Consider the following 22,871-nt stretch of genomic DNA (forward strand, 5'->3'; position numbering starts at 1 on the left):
TTAAACAAAAATAATCCATCGCCTGGAGAGTCATCATGTACCCCAAGAACACTTGGTATGTCGCCTGCACCCCCGATGAGATCGCGCAAAAGCCCCTGGGCCGGCAGATCTGCGGGGAAAAGATGGTGTTTTACCGTGGCCTGGAGGGCGCCGTGGTGGCGATCGAGGATTTCTGCCCCCACCGCGGCGCGCCGCTGTCGCTGGGTTATGTCGAAAACGGCAACCTGGTGTGCGGCTATCACGGGTTGGTCATGGGCTGCGATGGCAAGACCGTCGACATGCCAGGTCAGCGGGTGCGCGGCTTTCCCTGCAACAAAAGCTTTGCCGCCGTTGAGCGCTACGGCTTTATCTGGGTGTGGCCGGGCGATCAGGCCTTGGCCGACCCCGCCTTGATCCACCACCTGGAATGGGCCGTAAGTGATGAGTGGGCCTATGGCGGCGGGCTGTTCGATATCCAGTGCGATTACCGCCTGATGATCGACAACTTGATGGACCTGACCCACGAAACCTACGTGCACGCCTCCAGCATCGGCCAAAAGGAAATCGACGAAGCGCCGCCCGTTACTACGGTCAACGGTGACGAGGTGGTCACTGCGCGGCACATGGAGAACATCATGGCCCCGCCCTTCTGGCGTATGGCTCTGCGCGGCAACAACCTGGCCGACGATGTGCCGGTGGACCGCTGGCAGATCTGCCGTTTCACCCCACCCAGCCACGTGCTGATCGAAGTCGGCGTGGCCCATGCCGGCAAGGGCGGCTACCACGCCGCAGCCGAGCACAAAGCGGCGAGCATCGTGGTGGACTTCATCACCCCGCAGACCGACACCTCGATCTGGTATTTCTGGGGCATGGCGCGCAATTTCAACCCTAAGGATGAGGCGCTGACCGCCAGCATCCGCGAAGGCCAGGGCAAGATTTTCAGCGAAGACCTGGAGATGCTCGAGCGCCAACAGCAGAACCTACTGGCCCACCCGACGCGCAACCTGCTCAAGCTCAATATCGATGCGGGCGGCGTGCAGTCGCGCAAGGTCCTGGAGCGCTTGATTGCCCGGGAACGCGCCGGAGAGCCGACATGATTGAGGTCGTGGTGGCATCGCGCAACACCGAAGCGCTGGATATTTGCACTTATGAACTGGCCAGCGTCGATGGCAGCCCGCTGCCGGCCTTCAGTGCCGGTGCGCATATTGACGTGCACTTGCCGGACGGGCTGGTGCGCCAGTACTCGCTGTGCAATCACCCGCAGGAGCGTCATCGCTACGTGATCGGCGTGCTCAAGGACCCGGCCTCACGCGGCGGCTCCCGTGGTTTGCATGAACAGGTGCACGAAGGCGCTCGCCTGAGCATCAGCGAACCGCGCAACCTGTTCCCCCTGGTCCACGACGCCCGGCGCAGCCTGCTGTTTGCCGGTGGCATCGGCATCACACCGCTCCTGTGCATGGCCGAGCGCCTGGCCCATAGCGGTGCTGACTTCGAGCTGCATTACTGTGCCCGGTCCAGTGAGCGGGCAGCCTTTGTCGAGCGCCTGAAAGCGTCGCCGTTTGCCGAACGGGTGTTCCTGCATTTCGACGAGCAACCCGACACGGCGCTGGATGTCGCCCACGTGCTGGCGGCACCGGCCGGCGATGTGCACCTGTATGTGTGCGGCCCGGGCGGCTTTATGCAGCACGTGCTCGACAGTGCCAGGGCCCAGGGTTGGCAGGAAGCCTGCCTGCATCGCGAGTACTTCACGGCGGCACCGGTGGACAACCGCCTGGATGGATGTTTTTCGGTGAAGCTCAGCAGCAGCGGCCAGGTCTTCGAGGTGCCCGCCGACAAGAGCGTGGTGCAGGTGCTGGAAAGCCACGGCATCGAGATTGCCGTGTCCTGCGAACAGGGGATTTGCGGCACCTGCCTGACCCGCGTGCTGGAAGGTGTGCCGGAGCACCGCGACCTGTTCCTCACCGAGCAGGAGCAGGCGCTGAATGATCAGTTCACGCCCTGCTGCTCGCGCGCGAAAACCGCCCTGTTGGTGCTCGATATCTGAACCACGTCACGAGGCGGGCAGGATCACCTTCATGCGCGCGTCGGCGGTGGCCGAACTGAAGATCTCGGCATACCGCAATGTGGCATTGGCATGCTCGCGCATGATGGCTTCGGCCCGCGCGCCCTGGCGGTTGACCAGGGCGTCGAAGACCGAATGGTGCTGCATATGGGCATAGTTGAAGCGGCGGAATTCGCGGGCCATGTCCTCGCGATCCACCGCCAGCGCCGTCACCGAGGCGAAGGGCAAGTGATCGTTGCGCGCCAGGGCGTCAGCGATGGCCGGGTTGTGACTGCCTTGGACGATGACCTGGTGAAAACGCATGTTCAGGTCGTGATAGACCTCAAGGTCGTCCTCGGTCACGTAGCCTTTCTCGAACAATTGATCGCCCTCGACCAGGCAGCGCTCCAGCACGGCGCGCGCCTCGCTGGACAGGCCGTGCTCGGCGGCCTGGCGCGCCGCCAGCCCTTCGAGCACGCCACGCACTTCAACGGCGCCGGCGATGTCGCTGGCACTGACTGACCGCACCTGATAGCCGCGCCCGCCAAACGGCACCAGCAGCCCTTCCTGCTCAAGGGTCCGGAACGCCATGCGCACCGGCATGCGCGACACGCCGAACAACTGCGCGGTGGGGATTTCCATCAGGCGTTCCCCGGCCGCCAGCTCGCCGCTGGCGATCATCTTGCGCAGTGCAACCAGCACCAATTGACCGGGCTTACTCATCCAGGCAACTTCCAGAAAACGTGGGCCGCCATAGTACCGCAAGCGTCTGTTCGCGTCAGACGAACGCCAGTGCGGCACGCGCACTGCTTATCGCGCCCAGGTGCGCGGCCAGCCGGGAGGGCAGGTAATCAAAAAAGAAACCGGCGCTTTGCAGCTTGGCGGCGCGCAACGGGTCGTCTTCGGGCAAGGCCCTGGATACGCGGGCCGCCCGTGCCCAGGCGAACGCCAGCAACGCCACGCCGCACAGCTGGAGGAAATCCGGCGCGGCCCGGTAAGGGTATTCACTGTCGCACTGCGCCTGCATACGTATGCCGCTCACCACCGCATCCAAGGTGTCGCACAGGTCGCCCAACACCTGGGCGAATCCCGCGCATTCGCGGGACTCGGCGCCCTGCTCCGCCTCCGCGCGCAACTCGGTCAGCAGCAGGCCAAACGCGCGGCCGTCATCCCCCAGCACCTTGCGCAACAACAGGTCATTGGCCTGAATCTCGTTGCTGCCCTCGTAGATCATCGCGATGCGACTGTCGCGCAGGGTTTGTTCGATGGCGAACTCGCTGACGTAGCCGTACCCGCCGAAGACCTGCAACGCATTGCTGGCCTGGCGAAAGCCCTGTTCCGTGAAAAACGCTTTGATGATGGGCGTGAGCAACGGCGCCAACTGCGCGGCCGGCGCATCTGGCTCGTGCTCGGCCTGATCCAGCAGGTGCGCCGCCCAATAACCGATGGCGCGCATGCCCTCGCTGGCGGTGCGCAGTTCCAACAACACGCGGCGCATGGCCGGGTGGTAACAGATGGGATCAGCCGCCTGGGCGGCGGCGCTGTCGGGCCTTGTCGGCGCGCGCATTTGCAAGCGCTCGGCGGCGTACTGCCGAGCGTTCTGCCAGGCGGCCTCGGCGTGCCCCAGGCCTTGCAGGCCCACATGCAGGCGCGCCGAATTCATCATCACGAACATCGCCGCCAGACCGCGATGGGCATCGCCGATCAACCAGCCCTGCGCCGCCTCGAACACCAGGGAACAGGTGGCGCTGCCCTTGATGCCCATCTTGTGTTCAATGCCGTCACAGCGCACGCCATTGGCCTGGCCATCGTCCAGCCGCTTGGGCACCAGGAACAGTGAAATCCCGCGACTGCCCGACGGTGCATCAGGCAGGCGCGCCAGCACCAGGTGCAGGATATTGGCCGTGAGGTCATGCTCGCCGCCGGAGATAAACAGCTTGCTGCCGCTCAGGCGATAACTGCCATCGGCCTGGGGCTCGGCGCGACAGCGCAGCAAGCCGACATCGCTGCCGGCCTGGGGCTCGGTCAGGCACATGGTGGGCAAGGCCTGACCGCTGACGATCTGCGGCAGGTAACGCGCCTGCAAGTGTGGTTCGCCGTGGGCTTTGAGGCACAGGTAAGCGCCATGGGCGATGCCGGTGTACATGGCCCAGGCGTGGTTGCTGGCGTAGAGCATTTCTTGCAGAGCGGCGTCAAGCAGTTGCGGCAAGCCCTGGCCGCCCAGGGCCTCGGCGCAGGCCAGCCCTGGCCAACCGCCGTCGACATAGGCGCGATACGCCTTTGCAAAACCGTCCGGGGTGCTGACCTGGCCGTCCTGCCAACGGCACCCCTGGCGATCGCCAGGCGCGTTCAACGGCGCCAGCACGCCCTGGCTGAAACGGGCCGCCTCTTCCACGACCTGCAACGCCAGCGCCAGGTCCACGCCTTCGAACGCCGGGTTGCGGCGCCACGCGTCGGGGGCCTGCAGCCAGTGTTCAAGCACAAATTGCATATCGCGCAGCGGCGCCTCGTAGCTCCACATCGGCACACCTCATCGAATCAAAAATAGGCAGTCAAGCGCACCAGGCGGGGTTTTCGATCAACAGTGCCATGCCCTGCCCGCCGCCCACACAGGCGGCGGCAATCCCGTAGCGCAGGTTGTGCTCGCGCAGTTGCCGGGCCAGGCTCATGACCAGGCGCAGGCCCGTGGCGGCCAGCGGGTGGCCCAGTGCGAGAGAGCCGCCCTGAACATTGAGCCGGGTGCGGTCCAGCTCCAGCTCGTGGGCCACCGCCAACACTTGGGCGGCCTGAGCTTCATTGATCTCAAAGCGGCCGATGTCGTCCAGCGTAAGGCCGCTGCGCTGCAGCAACAGGCGAATCGCTGGTGCCGGGCCAATGCCCATGAACTCGGGAGCCACACCCACCACGGCACTGGCCAGCAGCCGGGCCAGCGGCGGGCGTGTGCAGTCGGACGCACGCCCGACCAGGGCGGCGGCTGCGCCGTCGACCACCGCGCAACTGTTGCCGGCGGTTTGCACGCCGTCGGCATGCACCGCGCGCAAGCGTGCCAGGGCCGCCAAGTCGGTGGGCCGGGGGTGGCTGTCCTCACTCACGACACCGGCGTGGCGCGCCAGGGTGATACTCCGCGATTGATAGCCCTCCAGCGCGAACACCTGGTTCTCCACCGCTACGATCTCTTCGGCCCACGCCCCGGCGCCCTGGGCCAGCAACGCGCGCTGATGACTGTCGCAGGCGTAGCGATCCACCGCCTCGCGGCTCAGACCATAACGCCGCGCGAGGTTATCGGCGGTAGCGATCATGTCCAGGCCAGGTGCCGGGTCATACAGCGCCTCCCAGAGAAAGTCCTTGAATTGCACCTCGCCCCCGAGCCGAAACCCGCCCCGGTGGGTGTAGGCCGCTATCGGGTTGCGTGACATCGATTCAGCCGCCACGCACAAGGCCAATTGCACCTCGCCGCGCAGTTGCTCAGCGGCCTGGCGCAACAGCTCGAAACCGGTGGCGCAGATGCGCTGCACCCCCAGCGCCGGCACCGTTTGCGCCACACCGCTGTACAACCCGATATGCCGTGGCAATAAGTAAGCATCGAAACTGGCCTGGGCCATGGAGCCGGCCAACACGCTGTCCACTGCTTGCGCCTGGAGGCCGGCGCGGGCCAGCACCTCACGCCCGACCTTGATCCCAAGATCAATAGGCGACACCTGGGCCAGCGCCCCGCCGAGGTCGATCCAGGGCGTGCGCACGGCCTCGATAATCGCGGCATCGGCAAACGCCGCGTACTGGCCGGCACCCCTCACGGCTTGGGCCCTGCGCGCAGAATAGTAGGGTCTTCGCCGCGATACAGCGCCTCGACCTTCGCCGCGCGCCATTGCAGCACCGCGCGTTGGTTGATCGAACCTTTATCGGTAATTTCACCCCGGTCGATGGACGCCGGTTCGTCGAGGATCGCAATCCATTCCAGGCGACTGGCGTTGCCGGTGGCCTCGCGATTGAGCCGTTGCAACCAGTCGCTGAACCATTGGCGCACCGGCGCGCTGTCCAACACCTCGGCGTCGCTGGCCTCGACGCTCAGGCCCGCCAGGCGGCGGCATTCATAGGCTCTAGGGAACACCAGCGCGCCCAGGCATTCGCGGTCCGGCGCGGCAATCACCAGGTCCTGCACATACGGCGAGCCCTCCAGCACCGCGCGATTGCGCAATGGTCCGACACTGACAAACACCCCGGAAGACAGCTTGAAGTCTTCGGCGATGCGCCCATCGAACATCAACCCCCATTGCGGTTGCTGGGGGTCGGCGAGCTTGATCGCATCACCGGAGCAATAGTAGCCCTGCTCATCGAACACCTCGGCGGTTTGCTCGGGCGCACGCCAGTACCCCGGCATGATGTGCGGCCCGCGAAACCGCCCCTCAAGCTTGCCGTCCAGCGGCACCAGACGCACTTCGCAACCCGGCGCGGGCAAGCCGATGTAGCCGGCCATCGACAACGGCCCGGTGGTGAAGGTGCACGACGGTGCGGCTTCGGTCATACCCAGCCCGGCCATCATGCGGATGCGTTCGCCGCAGTGCCTCTCGGCCACGCGGTCGAGGCGGTCCCAGACGCTTTGCGAAAGCCCGGCGGCGGCAAAGAAGAACAGCTTCATGCGCGCGAAAAACCGCTCACGCAACTCGCCGTCCTGTTCCAGCGCGTTGACCAGTTCCTCCCAACCTTTGGGCACGGTGAGGTAGGCCGTGGGCGAAATCTCCTTGAGGTTACGCAGGGTCTGGGCGAAACCCTGGGCCGTGGGCTTGCCTTCGTCCAGGTAAAAGGTGCCGCCGTTGTAGAGCACGATGCCGACGTTGTGGCTGCCGCCGAACGTGTGGTTCCACGGCAGCCAGTCCACCAGCACGGGCGGCTCCTCGCCGAACACCGGGAACGTCTGCAACAGCATTTGCTGGTTGGCGCACAGCATGCGCTGGGTGGTGATCACAGCTTTGGGCAGCTTGGTCGAGCCCGAGGTGAAGAGAAATTTGGCGATGCTGTCCGGGCCGGTGGCATTGAACGCAGCGTCGGCCTCGGTACCGCCGGGGGTTTGCAGCAGGCTGGCAAAGCTGACCTGAGTGCGCCCAGGCACTTCACCACGCACGCAGATCAGCGGCGTCTCGCCCGGCAATACCGCCTCGATCGCACGCCTGTAGGCCGCTGCATCGCTGACAAACACCAGGCCCGGTTGCAGCAGGTCGCAGACATGCCGCAACTTGGCGAAGTCCTGGGACAGCAACGCGTACGCAGGCGACACCGGGCAGTAGGGAACGCCGGCGTACATGGCGCCGAGGGCCACCTGCAAATGTTCGATGTCATTGCCCGACAGCAGGGCCAGCGGTTTGTGTGCCGACAGCCCATAGCTCAGCAGGCTTTGGGCAATGGCGCGCACGCTGTCGAGCATTTCACGGTAGTTGACGCGGCGCCACTCGCCATCGGCCTGGCGGGCGGCGATAAAAGTCTGCTCGGGCCGCACCTGGGCCCAATGCACCAGGCGGTCGAGCAAGCGCGTGGGCAAGGCGCCCAAGGGTTCCAGCGAGCGCATATGCAGCACGCCCTGTTCTTCTGTGACCTCGACCGGCGCATGGCCGATGGACACCGCGCGGTATCGCGGCGGGTGCTGCTCGGGCTGGGGTTGCGGTCTGAATTCGGCACTCACAAGGATGTCCTCCATCAAGGCGGTTCAACGCCGCCTTGTGATTGTTATGTCGCAACGCCTGCTCAGATCGGGTAGTGCCGCGGCCCGTTCTGCAAGGTCACCCAGCGCAACTGCGTGAAGTGCTCGATGGCCGCTTTGCCACCGAAACTGCCGTAGCCGCTGGACTTGACGCCGCCGAAGGGCATCTGCGCCTCGTCGTGCACGGTGGGTCCGTTGATATGGCAAATGCCCGATTCCACCCGTTGCGCCAGGGCCAGCGCGCGCCCGGTATCGCGGCTGAAAATCGCCGCCGAAAGGCCGAATTCGGAATCGTTGGCCAGGCGCAGCAACGCCTCGTCGCCGTCACCGCGCAGCAACACCGCCACCGGGCCGAACGACTCTTCGCGGTACAAGCGCATGTGCTCGGTGACGCCATCGATCAGGGTCGGTTGCAGGATGCTGCCGTCCAGTTGGCCGCCGGCCACCAGCCGCGCGCCTTTGGCCAATGCGTCGTCGATCAACGCCTTGATGCGCGTACCGGCACTGGCGTCCACCAGCGAACCCAGCACCGATTCCGGCGCAGCCGGGTCGCCGGCGCGCAGGGTGGCGACCTTGGCCGCCAGTTTGGCGACAAAGGCATCGGCGACTTTGGCATCGACGATCAGGCGCTCGGTGGACATGCAGATCTGGCCCTGATTGAAATAGGCACCAAAGGCCGCTGCCGCGACCGCCGCGTCCAAATCCGCGTCGTCGAGCACCAGCAACGGTGCTTTGCCGCCCAGTTCCAGCAGTGCAGGCTTGAGGTGGCGCGCCGACAGTTCACCGACGATCCGCCCCACATGGGTTGAGCCAGTGAAGTTGACTCGCCGCACCGCCGGGTTGGCGATCAGCCGCTCGACTATCACGGCGGCATCGGCTGGGGCGTTGCTGATGACATTGACCACGCCATCGCCCAGGCCGGCGTCCTGCAGCACCTGGCCGATCAGGCGGTGCACCGCCGGGCTCAGCTCGGAGGCCTTGAGCACCACGGTGTTGCCGCAGGCCAGCGGCATGGCGATAGCGCGAGTGGCGAGGATCACCGGCGCATTCCACGGCGCGATGCCCAGCACCACGCCGCATGGCTGACGCAGGGCCATGGCGAAACTGCCGGGCACATCGGAAGGAATGACGTCGCCAGTGATCTGGGTGGTCATCGACGCGGCTTCACGCAGGATATTGGCCGCCAGGCGCACGTTAAAGCCATACCAGTTGGCCATGGCGCCGGTCTCGCCAGCGGCCGCGATAAATTCGGCGCTGCGCGCCTGCAATTGCTCGGCTGCCTTGAGCAACCGGGTGCGACGTTCGTTGGGCGCAAGCGCCGCCCACGCGGGGAACGCAGCGTGCGCGGCGGCCACGGCGGCGTCGGCATCTTCAGGGGTGGCGGCGGCGACACGCGAGACCACTTCACCGGTCACCGGGTTGCGACGTTCGAAGGTACGACCGTCGCGGGCGGGGCACGACTGGCCGCCGATCAACAGGGGCACGTCCAGCATGGTGATTCCTCTTTATTTTCTTTATAGGGAATACGTTCAAGCAGGGTTACGGCAGTGCGGCCCGAAGGCCGCTGACTTCAGCGTTTATACGCCTGCAGGCCAGGCTTGATGCTCTTGTCGTCGAGGAATTGTTTCATGCCCTGCTCGCGGCCGCCTTCGGTGTCGAGCAAGCGCGACTGATCGAGCTTGGCGTAGAGGTAATCTTCGTTCTGCTCCCAGGTCAGTTCGCGGCAACGTTTGAAGCCATGCTTGGCCGCACGCAGCACCACCGGGTTTTTCTCCAGCAGGTTACGCGCCAGGTCCACCGTGACTTCGCGCAACTGCGCCAGCGGCACGCTCTCGTTGACCAGGCCCATCTCGGCAGCTTTCTGCCCGCCGAAGGTCTTGCCGGTCATGATGTAGTACAGCGATTGGCGATGGCCCACGGTGTCGGCCATGGCCTTGCTGACCAGGTTGCCCGGCGGGATGCCCCAGTTGATTTCCGAGAGGCCGAAGGTCGCCTCATCGGCGCAGATGGCGAGGTCGCATGCCACCAGCGGGCTGAAACCGCCGCCGAAGCACCAGCCGTTGACCATGGCGATGGTGGGCTTGGTGTACATGCGCAGCAGTTTCCATTGCCATTGCGAGGCTTCGCGACGGATTTTTTCCTGGAGAATTTCCGGGCCGGCATCCACTTCGCGAAAGTATTCCTTGAGGTCCATGCCCGCAGTCCAGGCCTCACCGGCACCGGTCAGCACCAGCACGCCGGCGTCCGGATCCTGTTCCAGGGTTTCCAGTACGTCGATCATTTCCCGGTTAAGGGTGGGACTCATGGCGTTGCGTTTTTCCGGACGATTGAGAATGACCCAGGCGATGCCTTCCTCGATCTCGACTTTGACGGTGGACCAACGACCTTCGTAATTGCTCATGGCGGTACGCTCTTGTTCTGGTGTGAAGATGATTCGAAATTAAACCGCAAATATAGTTATGTCAATTAACTATTAATCGTCGTAACCAATATTTTCACTCATTAAAGAACGGCGATGCCGAAGCGCCGTGAAAACCCGGCATAGCCACGGCGCGTTAACCCCGGCAAACTAGATAGCCTTCTTAACCGCTACCTTATGAGGATTGCACTGCCAATGGCCAAGCCTTCTACCCTCGCCGCCGCCAGCCAGGCCCTGCCCGATGATGACGAGGCACGGCCACCGCTGGATTCAGCCCTGGACGATCTGATCGGTTACGCCATGCGCCGTGCCCAGCTCAAACTGTTCCAGAACCTGATCGGCCGGCTGTCGGAGCACGACCTGCGCCCCGCCCAGTTCTCGGCCCTGGCGATCATCGAGCAGAACCCTGGGCTGATGCAGGCCGACCTGGCTCGCGCCCTGGCCATCGAGCCGCCCCAGGTGGTGCCCTTGCTGAACAAACTGGAAAGCCGTGCGCTCGCGGTGCGTGTGCGCTGCAAACCGGACAAGCGCTCTTACGGGATCTTCCTGAGCAAGACCGGCGAAACCCTGCTCAAGCAGCTCAAGGACATCGCCGCACAAAGCGACCTCGACGCCACGGCAGCTCTGGACGCGCAAGAACGCGCAGAGCTGCTGCGCCTGCTCAAGAAGGTCTATCAGAACGGATGACTTACCACAGCGCCACGGTGTAGAGCACCAGAAAGCGCGTCTGGTTTTCATCGCGAAACGCAGCGCCGCCGGGGAAGTCGTTGCGGTAGATCGACTTGCGCGCCATCAGCCCGACGTTCTTCAGCGGGCCGCTCTGAATCACGTAGCCCAGTTCCATCTGGAACTCGCGCTCTTTGCGATCCTCGGCGTTGAAGGCGGCCAGTTCGATGTTGTCGCCACGCACGTAACGCAGGCGACTTTTGAGGCCCGGCACGCCCGACGCGGCAAAGTCGTAGTCGTAGATGGCCTGCCAGGTGCGCTCCTTGGCATTGAGAAAATCCGAACTCATGGTCAGCTCGCTCATGCCCATCAACTCGGTGCCGGAGATATACGGCGTGGCGGTATCGCCGCTCGAATGCATATAACCCAGGCTCACTCGGTGCCCGCCCAAGCGATAGCCGAACAGCGCCGAAAGGTTGCGGTTATCCACGTTACCGGCCTTGGCGCTGCCGTCCTCACGACTGAAGAAACTGCGCAGGTCACTGGTGAGCACGCCCTCGCCCAGCGGCAGGTTGTGCAGTAACGCCAGGGTGTCCTGCTGGTAAAGGTCGGCGACCTCGGCATGATAGGCGCGCAGGCTCAGGTCTTTATTGACCTGATAATCGCCGCCGACGTAAGCCAGGTGCGAGGTGGTGGCGGTCGCGTTGAAACGTCGGTTGGGCGAGGCGATGGTCATGGGCTGGTAGTCGGTGGAATCGCGCTTGTTGATGCGGTCGATATAGCCGGTATTGAGGGTCAGCCCGTCGATGTCCTTGGAGCTCAAGGTGGTACCGCGAAAGGTCTGCGGCAGCAGGCGCGATGGGCTGGCAAAGGCGAATGGCAGGAAGATCGACACGTCCCCGGCCTTCACCGTGGTTTGCGCAAACCGCAGTTTAGCGGTCGGCGCCAGGCGTGAATATTCGTCGGCGGCACGCTTGTCGCTGGCCGACACCGGCAGCAACTCGGTGCCGCTGCGGTCCGGCGAGGAGTCAAGCTTGACCCCCATCAAGCCGCGCACATCCAGGCCAAACCCCAGCGGGCCAGGCGTATACCCCGACTCCAGATTGAGGATGAACGCCTGGGCCCATTCCCGTGCAGCGGTTTTGGCGCCGTCGTCCTTGTAGTCACGATCCAGGTAGTAATTGCGCAACGTCAGGGTGCCATGGCTGTCGTCGATAAACCCCGCCGCCCACAGCGGGGTGGGCAGTACGCCGAGCATCAGCAGTGTGCTGATCAGACGTGGTGTGCTTTTCGACACACAGCAGGCCGCCGCGACGGCGCCCGTAGGGAGTTTTGGCATGTTCGATGTCCATTTTTTGTTGTTGTTTTTGGGGGTGACACACACTTGGCCCAATCGGCTTCGCGAACAGAGAATGGAAACGCTCACGACGCTCGTCAACCGCGACTGACCGATAATCGAACGTTAATAAGCCTATCTATTTCCACTTTTCCTGCCACTGCCAATCTCAAATAGCCGGCCTAGGCGGCTTGCGGGATGATTTTTGGCGCGGCCCAGGCGCCCTTCTTTTTATAGTTATATTTGTTATCTTAATTGCCAGCCGCCCAGCAGGCTCGCTACCACAACAAAAACAACAATGAGGTTTGCCCATGAACACTCCCGCGCGTCGTTCGACGTTGACGATCGCTTTGTGCTTTATCGTTGCCCTGATCGAAGGGTTCGATCTACAGGCCGCCGGCACCACTGCCGCAGGGTTGCGCCAGACGTTTGCCCTCGACCCGAAAATGCTCGGCTGGGTATTCAGCGTCGGGATCATCGGCCTGCTGCCCGGTGCCTTCTTCGGCGGATGGATCGCCGACCGCATCGGCCGCAAGAAAATCCTGGTGAGCGCGGTGCTGCTGTTCGGGCTGTTCTCCCTGAGCACGGCATTTGTGAACAGCTATTCGAGCCTGTTGCTGGTGCGCTTCCTGACCGGCCTGGGCCTGGGCGCCGCGCTGCCGAACCTGATCGCGTTGTGTGCCGAAGCGGTGAGCGAACGCAACCGTGGCACCGCCATCAGCGTGATGTATTGCGGGGTGCCATTGGGTGGCGCACTGGCTGCGGTGGTGGCGATGTTTTCCAGTGAACACTGGCAGACCACTTTTATCATCGGCGGTTTGGCACCGCTGCTGGCTGTGCCGTTGATGATCCTGCTGCTGCCCGAATCCACCGCCTTTCGCCAACAGGCCGAAGACACCCCCGGCGCCCGCCCCTCCACCGGCCAGGCACTGTTCGGCGAAGGCCGCGCACGCACCACACTGGCGTTGTGGCTCAGTTACTTCTTCACCCTGACCGTGATGTACATGCTGCTCAACTGGCTGCCTTCGCTGTTGCTGGAACAAGGCTTCAGCAAGCCCCAGGCCGGCATGGTGCAGATGCTCTTCAATATCGGCGGTGCCCTCGGTTCGCTGCTCGGCGGCGTGTTGCTGGACCGTTGCCACGCACTCAAGGTGGTGCTGTTCGTGTATGCCGGCCTGCTGGCAGCGCTGGCGGGCGTGGGCCTGTCGGTGGGCATAGTGCCCATGGCCATCGCAGGCTTTGCCGCGGGGTTGTTCGTGATGGCCGCGCAATTGGTGCTGTATGCCAGCGCGCCACCGGCCTACCCCACTGCCGTGCGCGCCACTGGCGTGGGCGCGGCCGTGGCCATCGGCCGACTGGGCTCGGTGGCCGGGCCGCTGGCCGCCGGGCAACTGCTGGCAGCCGGAGCCGGCACCGCCGGCGTGATGCTGGCAACCTCTCCAGGTGTGGTGATCGCCGCACTCACCATCATCAGCGTGATGGTGCGTGCGGCGCCACTGAACCTGCCTAGAACTGGTGCAGCCAATTAAGCACCAGCTTGTTGCCCTGGGTGCGATTCTGCGCCTGCTGTTCGAAGTACGTGTTCACTGACAACACATTCTCCTTGTTGAACGCGTAGACCAGGCCTGGGCCGATGGCCCAGACCTTTTCTCGGCGCCCACTCACCGCATGCCCCTGCACCTCGGTATCGGTGATCTGCTTCAACCAATACCCGTTCAGCCCCACGCTCAACTGCTGGTCGATGGCGTACTGCAACGTCAGGTTGGCATGCAGCGCCTGCCCGGCCTGGGTGTCGGAGACATCACCGAAGCCCGCCTGCGGCTTGTCATTCTTGCCGTTCCACAGGTACATGAAGCGACCGCTCGCCGACCACTTGGGGTTGAACCAGTACGTCGCCGCGTAATACGGGTTGAAGGACCAGAAATTGCTTCCTGGGTTGATCGAACGCTTGCGGTCATAGGCGCCCACCGGGATCGACACGTCGAATTCGACCCGCTGGGTCAGCAGCGGGCTGCCATCGGCGCGGCTCAGGGTCGGCAACTGCAGGAACGGGCCGACGACCACATCGCCAAAGCCGGCGCGGGAACTCAAGGCCGCGTTATTCAACCCATCGTCGACGTCCACATGGGCCAGGGAAGTGTTGATCAGGGTGAAACCAGGCATTGCGCCGTTGGCCAGGGGTTGGCCGACGTAAATGATTTGCGTGGTCGGCGCCACCACCTCCACGTCCTGCCTGGGCAGCGCCAGCTTGTTGCCGTGGGCATCGTTGAAGCGGCTGGCGCGCGAATAGGTCAGGTATTCCTCCAGGTACCAACCGGGTCCGGCGGGCGCTGGCGAACCGTCATAGAAACTTGTGCTGCCCAGGTTGAGGCCGGGCAAGTCATAGGCGTGAACAGTGGATGACAGTGCGACAAAAGTCGTGGCCGCAACTGTCCGCAAGCAAGGCTTGAGCATGATGTATGTCCTGTATTTTTGTTGTTGTTCAAGACCCCCGGCACGCTGGCTGCGCACCGGGGTGTGACGCGCTTGCGCGGCCTACACGTAGGTGGCGGCCAACCCGCCATCCACCGGCAGATTGACCCCATTGACCCAGCGCGCCGCGTCCGAGCACAAAAAGGCAATCACCGAGGCCACTTCATCGGCCAACGCGGGGCGGGTCATGCGCTGGCTGTCCTCGGCCACCCGCTGCGGCCCGAGCATGCTGACGAAATCTCCCAGAATCGGGGTGAACACCGGCCCCGGCGCGACGCAGTTGATACGCACCGCGTGATCGCGAAACCAGCCTTGGGCTTGCTGCAAGGTCCAGACGATCAGCGCTTCCTTGAAGTACTGATAACAGGTGGCCTGCTCGACCGGGTTTGCCGCCAGCCACTGCTGCCCGGCCTGGTAGCTTTGCGTCGCGGCCAGGGCCTTGTGCAGTTCCAGGCGTTGGGGCCATTGCGCACCCAACACCGAGGCGACATTGACGATGCTGCCGCCAGCCGACAGGCGCGGCAGCAACGCTTGTGTGAGGTGGCGCAAGCCCAGGTAATTGACCTCGGCCACCGTCTGCGCCGGGGCCGTGCCGGGTACGCCGGCGATGTTGCACAGCGCGTCGACCCGCGCCGGCAGACGCGCCACCAGTGCATCGATGCTGGTCGGATCGCTCAGGTCGGCATGGAAAAAACCGTCCAGCGTCAACTGCGGTTCATGGCGGTCTACCCCGATGACCGTGGCGCCCTGGAAGCGCGCCAACCGCGCGACTTCCGCACCAATGCCCGACGCGACACCGGTGACGATCAAGGTTTTGTTGTACAGGTTCATGGTCAAGCCCTCTTATTGTTGTATAGGCATTGCGTGAGCCAGGGCTCAGTAGGGATAGGTCGGCGGCGTATTTTTTACGGTGACCCATTGCCATTGGGTGTACTCGTCCCAGTCGGCCGGACCGCCCACGCTGCCGCCGTTGCCCGAGGCGCCGCGTCCGCCGAAGGGGTTGATGCACTCGTCCGCCACGGTCTGGTCATTGATGTGCAGCATGCCGCAGTTCAGGCGTTCGCCCATGGCCATGGCGCGCCCCACCGACGGTGAAATGATCGCGGCCGAGAGGCCGTACTCGGTGCGGTTGGCCAACTCGATGGCCTCCTCGTCCGTGTCAAAGCTGACCACCGTGGCCACCGGCCCGAAGACTTCATCGTCAAATGCGCGCATACCCGGCCGCACCCCGCTGAGCACGGTCGGTTGGTAAAACAGCTGGTCATATTCGCCCCCCGCCTCCAGCCGTGCGCCGGCCTGCAGGCTGTCGCTGACGATCGTGTGCACGCGCTGCAATTGGCGCGGGTTGATCAACGGGCCAAGCGCGGCCTCGCCTCGGGCGGCGTTGCCGACGCTGAGCGCACGGGCCTTGGCCACCAGCTTGCGGGTGAAACTGGCGGCGATGGAGGCATGCACCAGAATCAACCCGGTCGCCATGCAGATCTGCCCCTGGTGCAGCCAGGCGCCCCAGGCCGCGTTGTTCGCGGCCTGGTCGAGGTCGGCGTCTTCCAGGATGATCAACGGGTTCTTGCCGCCCAGTTCCAGCGCGACTTTTTTCAGGTGTCGCCCGGCCACTTCGGCGACTTTGCGTCCTGCCTCCGTGGAGCCGGTGAAGGCGATCATGCGTACGTTGGGGTCGCGGCACAGCGCCTCACCGGCCGGCGCGGCGCCGGGTAATACCTGCAACAGACCTTTGGGCAGGCCGGCTTCTTCGAACAGACGGGCGATGAGAAAACCGCCGCTGACCGGGGTTTGCGGGTCAGGCTTGAGCACCACCGCGTTCCCTGCCGCCAGAGCCGGCGCCACCGAGCGCATCGACAACACCAGGGGGAAGTTGAACGGTGAAATCACCCCGACCACCCCATGGGGCTGACGCCGGGCATAGGACAGCCGTCCGGCTTCGCTGGGCAGCACCACCCCGTGAGGTTGGGACAACAGACCCGCCGCCTGATGCAGCAGCACAATCGCCTCGCGCACTTCGTGTTCGCCCTTGAACAACGCGCCGCCGGTTTCCCGGGCGACATACAACGCAAGTTCCTCAAAAGATTGCTGGGCCAGGTGGGCCGCCTTGCGAAACACCTCGGCGCGCTCACGCGGGCCGAGCGCGGCCCACGCCGGTTGGGCCAGCGCCGCGCTGCGGCTGGCAATGGCGATATCCGCCGGGCTGGCCATGGCGCAACGCATCAGCGGTTCGCCGGTGGCGGGTTCGATCACGGGCGTCACGGAACCCGAGGCGGGTACCCAGTCACCGTTGAACAGGCATTCGGACTCAATGGCTCGCTGCAGCAGCGAGGTGGTTTCAGACACTGACATGGCAACTCCGGTTTTTTGTATTTGTCATCGCCTGCACGAGGGCAGGCGCCGCATCAGGTGTTGAGCAAAGGCTGTGCCGTCTGCGCGTCGCAGCACGCACATACGCCTTTGAACGCTCTGCAACGGTCCTTTCAACGGACCGCGCATACCGCCGCGCCGGTCGCGGGCAAAAAATCGCGGTGTGCCACTTGTTCAATTGATAAGGTTATGTTTAATAACTATCTCAGCTGTTACTCATATCGTTCACTCGCTTTGCAGGGGCATAACAATGACTCATCCCCCCAGCACGCTGCCCGACGACCCGGCAGTGACTGCGCCGTATCATCCGCGTGGCGACAGCCGCCAACTCAGCGATGCCAGCTCGCCCACGACAGCGGAGTTGACGGACTGCCTGTTCTTTTCTCCCGAAGACGGGCGGATCTGGCTCAACGACCAGCGCATGTTGCTGCTGCACAGTTCCTCCTTCGGCGCGCTGCGCCGGGAGGTCATCGAACGCCTGGGGCTGGAGCAGGCGCGCGGGCTGTTCACCCGTACCGGCTATGCCTCGGGTGCGCGGGACGCTCGTTTAATTCGCGAACGCTGGCCCCAGGCCGATGCCGCCGCCGTGTTCCGGGCCGGGACGCACCTGCACACGCTGGAGGGCATGACCAAAGTCGAACCGCTGCACTTCAAGTTCGACGCCGACTCGGGGTTCTATGAAGGCGAGTTTCTCTGGCACCACTCCTGCGAGGCCGACGAACACGTGGGGGCTTACGGCACAGGCCAGGACCCGGTGTGCTGGACGGAAACCGGCTACGCCATCGGCTTCGTCAGCGGCCTGTTCGGGCAATTGGTGATTTTCCGCGAAGTGGAATGCCGTGGCATGGGCCACAGCCGTTGCCGGGTGATCGGCAAGACCGCGGAGCAATGGGGAGACGTCGAGCAGGACCTGCGTTACCTGAATGTGTCCCAGACCGTCAGCGGCCCCGCGCCCGTCCCCACGCACCCAAGCCCGCCAGGCCCCCGGACAGGCGCCAGCGCACCACTGCCGTTGGTGGGCGCCAGTGCGGCGTTCAACACGGCGATGCAGGCCCTGCAACGGGTTGCGCTGACACCCGCCACGGTGCTGATCAGCGGTGAGTCCGGCGTGGGCAAGGAGATGTTCGCGCGCCAGTTGCACCAGCTCAGCGCGCGCCATCAGCAGCCATTCGTGGCGCTCAACTGCGCGGCCATCCCGGACTCCCTGATCGAGGCCGAACTGTTCGGTGTCGAACGCGGCGCGTACACCGGCGCCACCCATTCACGCCCCGGTCGCTTCGAGCGGGCCCAGGGCGGCACCTTGTTCCTGGATGAAATCACCAGCCTCAGCCTGACCGGGCAAAGCAAACTGCTGCGGGCCTTGCAGGAGCGTGAGATCGAACGGGTCGGTGGCGTGCGCGGGATCACGGTGGATGTGCGCGTGGTGGCCGCGACCAATATCGACCTGCGCAAAGCCGTGGCCGATGGCACGTTTCGCGAAGACTTGTTCTACCGCCTCAATGTCTACCCCATCGCCCTGCCCCCCCTGCGTGAGCGCCGGGATGACATCCCGCTGTTGATCAATGCGTTTCTCACGCGCTTCTGCCAGGAATACGCGCGCACGCCCGCGGGCCTGACCATGCGTGCGCTGAAGGTACTGCTGCGCTACGACTTCGCGGGGAACGTGCGCGAGCTGCAAAATCTGATCGAGCGCGGCTTGATCGCCAGTGACGAAGGCCAGGCCATTGACCTGGTGCACCTGTTTCGCAACGAGCCGATGCCGACGGACCCGTACGGCCTGGACGATCACGGCAGCCTGTCCACTGCGGTGTCCACGGTCCGCCCACCCTTGCTGGAGACCCTCGGCCAACTGGACCAGGGGTTTTCCATCGAAGGCCTCGAGTCGCGCCTGATCCATGAGGCGCTGCAACAGAACGCCGGCAACCTGGCCGCTGCGGCCAGGCTGGTAGGGCTCAGCCGGGCGCAATTTGCCTACCGCTTGAAGAAGCATCAGCGACAAACCCCTTGAACGAGAACGCCCTGGGACACGGCTTGATAATTAGCGCTTTAAAAGTTTTATCCAGTTAAGTATTTTGCACGGGTAAGGGGCGACAAGCGCCCTCTTCTTCTCGTAACAAGGACCTTCTGTGAGCGGACTGCGTGAACGTCAGAAAGCCGAACGGCGCCAGGCCATCAGCCAGGCGGCCATCGAGCTGTTTGAACGCCAGGGTTTCCAGGCCACCACCATCGAACAAATCGCCGGCCAGGCGGGTGTGTCGGCGCCGACGGTGTTCAAGTATTTCGGCAACAAACAGGAAATCATCCTGGAAATCCTGCACCAGGCCGATCAACGCGCCATCACTGACACCCGCAGCCTGATCCAGGACATCGAAGACCCGGTCGACGCGATGTGCCACTTGGAGCGGTTGCTGACCGGTTACGCCCTGGAGGTGATGCATCCCAGCCTGTGGCGCGAGCTGCTGCCGCTGATCCTGTTCGGCGGCAGTAACGAATTGCCCGAGGGCTACCGCGCCATGAACGATGCGCTCAGGGCCGAAATCAGCCAACTGCTGCGTGAACTGCAACAGGCCGGCAAACTGCGTCCCCAGCTGGACGTGGAGTTGGCGGCGTTTCTGTTGAACGACTACTCACACTTGCAGCTGTTCCGGCTGGTGAACCAGGAGCACCCGGATATCGACGCGCATTCGCTGCAGGTCAGGCGCATCACCGAATTGGTGTTCTATGGGATGCAGGCCTGAACTGTTCCCAGGCCTGCCGGGCAACCCCTTTAGTAAAACCGATAACAGCGGATCACCACCTGCTCGGCGCTGGGGTACTGCACCAGGCCGATAAAACTTGAGCGCGTGAGCCAGTCCAGCCGCCCCTTGGGCACCTGGAACACCGGGGTACACGTGCAGCGATATTCCGTCTCCGGAATCGGCCACTGCCCGTTGCGCTCCAGTTGGCGCCCGTATTCGGTCATGGCCAGCACGCCGCGGTTGCGCAGGTTGATCAGCTCACCCTGATCGGTCCTGAGGCTGTAGCGCGCATCGAGTTGCCCCACGCCGTCGGCACGCAACACAAACACGTCCTCGCCACCGGCCAGCACCTGACCACTGACGCCGACGCCGTCGAAATCACCGCCCACGATCGGGTAATTGCAGCGCCAGCCGTCGACGCTGTCACCCAGCATTACGCCCGGCCCTATGGCAACGCGCAACGTCAGCACGCGCTGCAGGTTGGGCGCCACGGCCATCAAATCCAGGGGTTCAGTCATCACACAGCTCCGGACCCGGCACACACGTACCGGGCCATGTTGGGTCAGCGATTGGTCTTGATAGCAGTCCAGGTGCGGGTGCGGATCCGCTCGACAGCGGCCGGAACCGGCTCCAGCGCGAACAGAGTCTTGCGCGCTTGCTCCGGCACATACATGTTTGGATCGTTGCGGATACTCGCGTCGACCAGCGCGGTGGCGTCCTTGTTCGGGTTGGGGTAGCCGATCTTGTTGCTGATGAGTGCAATGACGTCCGGGCGCAGGATGTAGTTGATGAAAGCATGGGCCTCAGCGAGGTCCGGCGCCTTGGCCGGGATCATCATCACGTCCGACCACATCGGCGCGCCTTCCCTGGGCAACGCCATCTCGACCTTGACGCCCTTGCCGGCGGCATCGGCCAAACGCTTGGCCAGCGCCACACCGCCAGACCAACCCACACCCACGCAGATATCACCGTTGGCCAGGTCCATGCCGTAGCGCGAGGAGTTGAAGTAGGTGATGTAAGGGCGGATCTTCATCATGGCCGCCTGGGCCTGCGAATAGTCCTCGCGCTTCTGGCTGTTGGGGGCCAGGCCCTTGTAGTGCAAGGCGATCGGCACGATTTCATTGGCCGCATCGAGAAAGCCCACGCCGCAACTGGCGAGTTTGGCGAGATTTTCTTCCTTGAAGATGATGTCCCAGGTGTTCATTTGCACGTCGGGCCCGAGGGCGTTGCGCACCTTGTCGACGTTGTAACCGATTAACGTGGTGCCCCACAGATAAGGCACGGCGTAGCGATTACCGGTGTCACCCACCGCTTCCAGCGATTGCATGAACTGCGGGTCCAGGTGCTGCCAGTTCGGCAGTTGGCTGCGGTCCAGCGGTTGCACGGCACCGGCCGTGATCAGGTGCCCCAGGTTGGCCGAACCGGGGAACACCACGTCATACCCGGAGTTGCCCGTCAGCAGCTTGGACTCCATGGTTTCGGAGCTGTCGAACACGTCATAGATCGGGCGAATGCCGGTTTCTTCCTGGAAGCCTTTGAGCACTTCCGGCGGCAGGTATTCGATCCAGTTGTAGATCCGCACGGTCCGTTCTTCGGCCAGGCAAACGCCACTGATCAGCAGTGATGCAAAGGTGCCCAGCAAGGTATTACGCAAAAACCTGTTCATGATCAAAACACTCCAGCGCGGCCACGATGGCTCGCAGCACTTAATAGCGATAGGTGAAATACAGTTCCAGCGCACTGAACTTCTGGTCGTTGCCGAACACTTGCTTGGCGGCGGCCAGTGGTTTGACCCAGTTATAAGACAGCGACGTATAGAACGACGGCGTAGGCGTCCAGTCGAGGAAAACCACACTCTCATCGGCAAAACGCCGGTCACTGACCGCCGCGCCCATGTAGTTTTTCTCATCCAGCCAGAACTGGTAGTGGATGGCGCCGAGGGTCAGGGTCTCGCTGAGGTGGGTCTTGAGCGAGAACTGCTGGACGTTTTCGTTGCTATTGAACAGCAGGTAGTTACCGACCACGTCCCCGACCAGCCATGTGCTCCAGTCGACGAAGCCTTTGCTCAACGGGTCCCAGGCTTTCTGGCGGTTGTCGCCCAGGTTGTCATCGCCGGAAAAGCTCGCGTAGCGATAGCCGATGATCGGCGTCAACGGCAACGTGCTGAAGGCATAGTCGGCCTGGCCGTACCAGGCGTTCGCCGCGTAATCCACCCCCTCGCCGCTGCCGCGCTCCACGGCGTACTCGGCGTTCAACGTCAGGTCCTGCACGCCGGGAAGCTTGGCGTTGAGGGCCCGCAGGTTGTACACCTGCATCCCGTCCCGACGGCGCGGCAGGGTGCTGCCTTTGGGGCCCAGGGCATTGACCTTCATGGCCATGGCGCCCAGCGTCACCCTGTTATCGAGGTTGTAATCGAAGTTGACGCCGGTCATGCGAAAATCGCCCAGGTCGTCGTCGGTGCGCAAGGTGAAAGCCTGGGACTTCAACGCGCCGTGATCCCACGCCAGAAGGGCTGAATCCTTGAAGGCGGTGCGCGGGCCGAGCCAGTACGCCCCGTCCGTTTTCTGGTCGAGGTTGCCGTCCATGACGATGAAACCGGTGCCGATCATGTAGTTCTGGCGGCCGGCGGTGAGCGTCCATTCGCCACTGCGAAAACCCGCGTAGAGCTCTTCGGCGGCGACCTTGCCGTCGGAGCTGCGGGTCAAGCCGCCGGGATCGCCATCGCCGAACGTACTGGCCGCCACCAAGGAACCGCCAGCCAGCAGGCTGAAGTCCGGTTGCAGCGCGTAGTCGAGCTTGACGCCCGGTTTGACGTAGACCTCCTGCCAGTTGATCCGGCTTCCGCCATTTTTGCCGCTGCGAGCGTCAACCTGGCCGCTGCCGAAGTTAACGCCGCGGCTGAACAGCGTCGCGCCACCGGCGGTGAGGTTGACTTCGCCTTTGAGGTTACCGTCCTCAAAGGTGTAGCCCGCCAGCGCGGCCTGGGTGGTCAGGGGTAAGCCGAGCATTAACAGCGCTCGAGAAAAACGCGTGGTGAAAACCATAAGAAGCTCCTGTGGAATTATTGTTGTTACAGGGCAGTCAATGGCGACGCAGCGCGCCGCCAACACCTGGCCAGGCCAGGTGAATAGAACGCAAGACTCTTATTGTTTGGCGTG

General features: G+C 63.7%; 19 protein-coding genes. 6 read left to right on the forward strand and 13 right to left on the reverse strand.

The window, feature by feature from the left end:
- Positions 1–35: 35 nt before the first annotated feature.
- Positions 36–1,076 carry an aromatic ring-hydroxylating dioxygenase subunit alpha gene (locus KZX66_RS12170; protein WP_248079647.1) on the forward strand — a complete coding sequence of 347 codons (1,041 nt, stop codon included), beginning with the start codon at positions 36–38 and terminating at the stop codon, positions 1,074–1,076.
- Positions 1,073–2,023 carry a PDR/VanB family oxidoreductase gene (locus KZX66_RS12175; RefSeq protein ID WP_248079650.1) on the forward strand — a complete coding sequence of 317 codons (951 nt, stop codon included), beginning with the start codon at positions 1,073–1,075 and terminating at the stop codon, positions 2,021–2,023. The genes KZX66_RS12170 and KZX66_RS12175 overlap by 4 nt, the downstream gene beginning before the upstream one ends.
- Positions 2,024–2,029: 6 nt before the next feature.
- Here KZX66_RS12175 and KZX66_RS12180 read toward each other — a convergent pair whose 3' ends face one another.
- From KZX66_RS12180 to KZX66_RS12205, 6 genes are all read right to left on the reverse strand, one after another.
- The gene (locus KZX66_RS12180; protein ID WP_248079652.1) at positions 2,030–2,743 is read right to left on the reverse strand and encodes a GntR family transcriptional regulator; all 714 of its coding nucleotides are present in this window, start codon (positions 2,741–2,743) and stop codon (positions 2,030–2,032) included.
- Between the two features lie 55 nt (positions 2,744–2,798).
- Positions 2,799–4,541, reverse strand: coding sequence for an acyl-CoA dehydrogenase (locus KZX66_RS12185; RefSeq protein ID WP_248079654.1), 1,743 nt, complete (start codon positions 4,539–4,541; stop codon positions 2,799–2,801).
- Between the two features lie 31 nt (positions 4,542–4,572).
- Positions 4,573–5,814, reverse strand: a complete 1,242-nt coding sequence (locus KZX66_RS12190; RefSeq protein WP_248079656.1) for a thiolase family protein — start codon at positions 5,812–5,814, stop codon at positions 4,573–4,575.
- On the reverse strand, positions 5,811–7,694 hold the full coding sequence (locus tag KZX66_RS12195) for a feruloyl-CoA synthase (RefSeq protein ID WP_248079658.1): 1,884 nt from the start codon (positions 7,692–7,694) through the stop codon (positions 5,811–5,813). The genes KZX66_RS12190 and KZX66_RS12195 overlap by 4 nt, the downstream gene beginning before the upstream one ends.
- 62 nt (positions 7,695–7,756) lie before the next feature.
- Positions 7,757–9,205 carry an aldehyde dehydrogenase gene (locus tag KZX66_RS12200; protein WP_248079660.1) on the reverse strand — a complete coding sequence of 483 codons (1,449 nt, stop codon included), beginning with the start codon at positions 9,203–9,205 and terminating at the stop codon, positions 7,757–7,759.
- Positions 9,206–9,282: 77 nt separating this feature from the next.
- Positions 9,283–10,113 (reverse strand): p-hydroxycinnamoyl CoA hydratase/lyase, encoded by an 831-nt coding sequence (locus tag KZX66_RS12205; protein ID WP_248079662.1) that lies wholly within the window; start codon positions 10,111–10,113, stop codon positions 9,283–9,285.
- A gap of 213 nt (positions 10,114–10,326) precedes the next feature.
- Between KZX66_RS12205 and KZX66_RS12210 the strand changes: the two genes are divergently transcribed.
- Positions 10,327–10,818: a MarR family transcriptional regulator gene (locus KZX66_RS12210; protein WP_248079664.1), complete on the forward strand. Its 492-nt coding sequence runs from the start codon at positions 10,327–10,329 to the stop codon at positions 10,816–10,818.
- A gap of 1 nt (position 10,819) precedes the next feature.
- On the opposite strand, the gene KZX66_RS12215 is transcribed toward KZX66_RS12210, so the two are convergent.
- Positions 10,820–12,136, reverse strand: a complete 1,317-nt coding sequence (locus tag KZX66_RS12215) for an OprD family porin (protein ID WP_248079666.1) — start codon at positions 12,134–12,136, stop codon at positions 10,820–10,822.
- A 308-nt stretch (positions 12,137–12,444) separates the two neighbouring features.
- Here KZX66_RS12215 and mhpT point away from each other — a divergent pair, with 308 nt between their 5' ends.
- Entirely contained in the window at positions 12,445–13,662 is a 1,218-nt protein-coding gene (mhpT, locus tag KZX66_RS12220; protein ID WP_248079668.1) for a 3-(3-hydroxy-phenyl)propionate transporter MhpT, read from the forward strand.
- Here mhpT and KZX66_RS12225 read toward each other — a convergent pair.
- From KZX66_RS12225 to KZX66_RS12235, 3 genes are all read right to left on the reverse strand, one after another.
- A complete protein-coding gene (locus KZX66_RS12225) occupies positions 13,640–14,587 on the reverse strand; it encodes a transporter (protein WP_248079670.1) in 948 nt (315 codons plus the stop codon). The two genes, mhpT and KZX66_RS12225, sit on opposite strands and share 23 nt — an antisense overlap.
- Before the next feature lie 81 nt (positions 14,588–14,668).
- The gene (locus KZX66_RS12230; RefSeq protein ID WP_248079672.1) at positions 14,669–15,436 is read right to left on the reverse strand and encodes a coniferyl-alcohol dehydrogenase; all 768 of its coding nucleotides are present in this window, start codon (positions 15,434–15,436) and stop codon (positions 14,669–14,671) included.
- A 45-nt stretch (positions 15,437–15,481) separates the two neighbouring features.
- Entirely contained in the window at positions 15,482–16,957 is a 1,476-nt protein-coding gene (locus KZX66_RS12235) for a benzaldehyde dehydrogenase (protein WP_248079674.1), read from the reverse strand.
- Positions 16,958–17,225: 268 nt separating this feature from the next.
- Between KZX66_RS12235 and KZX66_RS12240 the strand changes: the two genes are divergently transcribed.
- Both KZX66_RS12240 and KZX66_RS12245 read left to right on the forward strand, forming a co-directional pair.
- A complete protein-coding gene (locus KZX66_RS12240; RefSeq protein WP_248079676.1) occupies positions 17,226–18,983 on the forward strand; it encodes a sigma-54-dependent Fis family transcriptional regulator in 1,758 nt (585 codons plus the stop codon).
- Positions 18,984–19,101: 118 nt separating this feature from the next.
- Positions 19,102–19,713 carry a TetR/AcrR family transcriptional regulator gene (locus KZX66_RS12245; RefSeq protein WP_248079678.1) on the forward strand — a complete coding sequence of 204 codons (612 nt, stop codon included), beginning with the start codon at positions 19,102–19,104 and terminating at the stop codon, positions 19,711–19,713.
- A 29-nt stretch (positions 19,714–19,742) separates the two neighbouring features.
- Here KZX66_RS12245 and KZX66_RS12250 read toward each other — a convergent pair whose 3' ends face one another.
- Genes KZX66_RS12250 through KZX66_RS12260 form a run of 3 tightly spaced genes read right to left on the reverse strand, consistent with a single transcriptional unit; the run spans position 19,743 to position 22,757 of the window.
- Positions 19,743–20,231 (reverse strand): DUF3237 domain-containing protein, encoded by a 489-nt coding sequence (locus KZX66_RS12250; protein WP_248079680.1) that lies wholly within the window; start codon positions 20,229–20,231, stop codon positions 19,743–19,745.
- A gap of 44 nt (positions 20,232–20,275) precedes the next feature.
- Positions 20,276–21,379, reverse strand: coding sequence for a polyamine ABC transporter substrate-binding protein (locus tag KZX66_RS12255; RefSeq protein WP_248079681.1), 1,104 nt, complete (start codon positions 21,377–21,379; stop codon positions 20,276–20,278).
- A gap of 40 nt (positions 21,380–21,419) precedes the next feature.
- Entirely contained in the window at positions 21,420–22,757 is a 1,338-nt protein-coding gene (locus tag KZX66_RS12260) for a hypothetical protein (protein ID WP_248079683.1), read from the reverse strand.
- Positions 22,758–22,871 lie beyond the last annotated feature (114 nt).

The sequence above is a fragment of the Pseudomonas sp. EYE_354 genome (genome assembly GCF_023148575.1).
Classification (GTDB): domain Bacteria; phylum Pseudomonadota; class Gammaproteobacteria; order Pseudomonadales; family Pseudomonadaceae; genus Aquipseudomonas.

Coding starts and splice junctions, on each gene's coding strand:
- KZX66_RS12215 (WP_248079666.1), bottom strand. CDS start 12,136: ATGCCAAAACTCCCTACGGGCGCCGTCGCGGCGGCCTGCTGTGTGTCG.
- KZX66_RS12250 (WP_248079680.1), bottom strand. CDS start 20,231: ATGACTGAACCCCTGGATTTGATGGCCGTGGCGCCCAACCTGCAGCGC.
- KZX66_RS12170 (WP_248079647.1), top strand. CDS start 36: ATGTACCCCAAGAACACTTGGTATGTCGCCTGCACCCCCGATGAGATC.
- KZX66_RS12180 (WP_248079652.1), bottom strand. CDS start 2,743: ATGAGTAAGCCCGGTCAATTGGTGCTGGTTGCACTGCGCAAGATGATC.
- KZX66_RS12230 (WP_248079672.1), bottom strand. CDS start 15,436: ATGAACCTGTACAACAAAACCTTGATCGTCACCGGTGTCGCGTCGGGC.
- KZX66_RS12175 (WP_248079650.1), top strand. CDS start 1,073: ATGATTGAGGTCGTGGTGGCATCGCGCAACACCGAAGCGCTGGATATT.
- KZX66_RS12185 (WP_248079654.1), bottom strand. CDS start 4,541: ATGTGGAGCTACGAGGCGCCGCTGCGCGATATGCAATTTGTGCTTGAA.
- KZX66_RS12240 (WP_248079676.1), top strand. CDS start 17,226: ATGACTCATCCCCCCAGCACGCTGCCCGACGACCCGGCAGTGACTGCG.
- KZX66_RS12205 (WP_248079662.1), bottom strand. CDS start 10,113: ATGAGCAATTACGAAGGTCGTTGGTCCACCGTCAAAGTCGAGATCGAG.
- KZX66_RS12235 (WP_248079674.1), bottom strand. CDS start 16,957: ATGTCAGTGTCTGAAACCACCTCGCTGCTGCAGCGAGCCATTGAGTCC.
- KZX66_RS12225 (WP_248079670.1), bottom strand. CDS start 14,587: ATGCTCAAGCCTTGCTTGCGGACAGTTGCGGCCACGACTTTTGTCGCA.
- KZX66_RS12255 (WP_248079681.1), bottom strand. CDS start 21,379: ATGAACAGGTTTTTGCGTAATACCTTGCTGGGCACCTTTGCATCACTG.
- mhpT (WP_248079668.1), top strand. CDS start 12,445: ATGAACACTCCCGCGCGTCGTTCGACGTTGACGATCGCTTTGTGCTTT.
- KZX66_RS12260 (WP_248079683.1), bottom strand. CDS start 22,757: ATGGTTTTCACCACGCGTTTTTCTCGAGCGCTGTTAATGCTCGGCTTA.
- KZX66_RS12210 (WP_248079664.1), top strand. CDS start 10,327: ATGGCCAAGCCTTCTACCCTCGCCGCCGCCAGCCAGGCCCTGCCCGAT.
- KZX66_RS12200 (WP_248079660.1), bottom strand. CDS start 9,205: ATGCTGGACGTGCCCCTGTTGATCGGCGGCCAGTCGTGCCCCGCCCGC.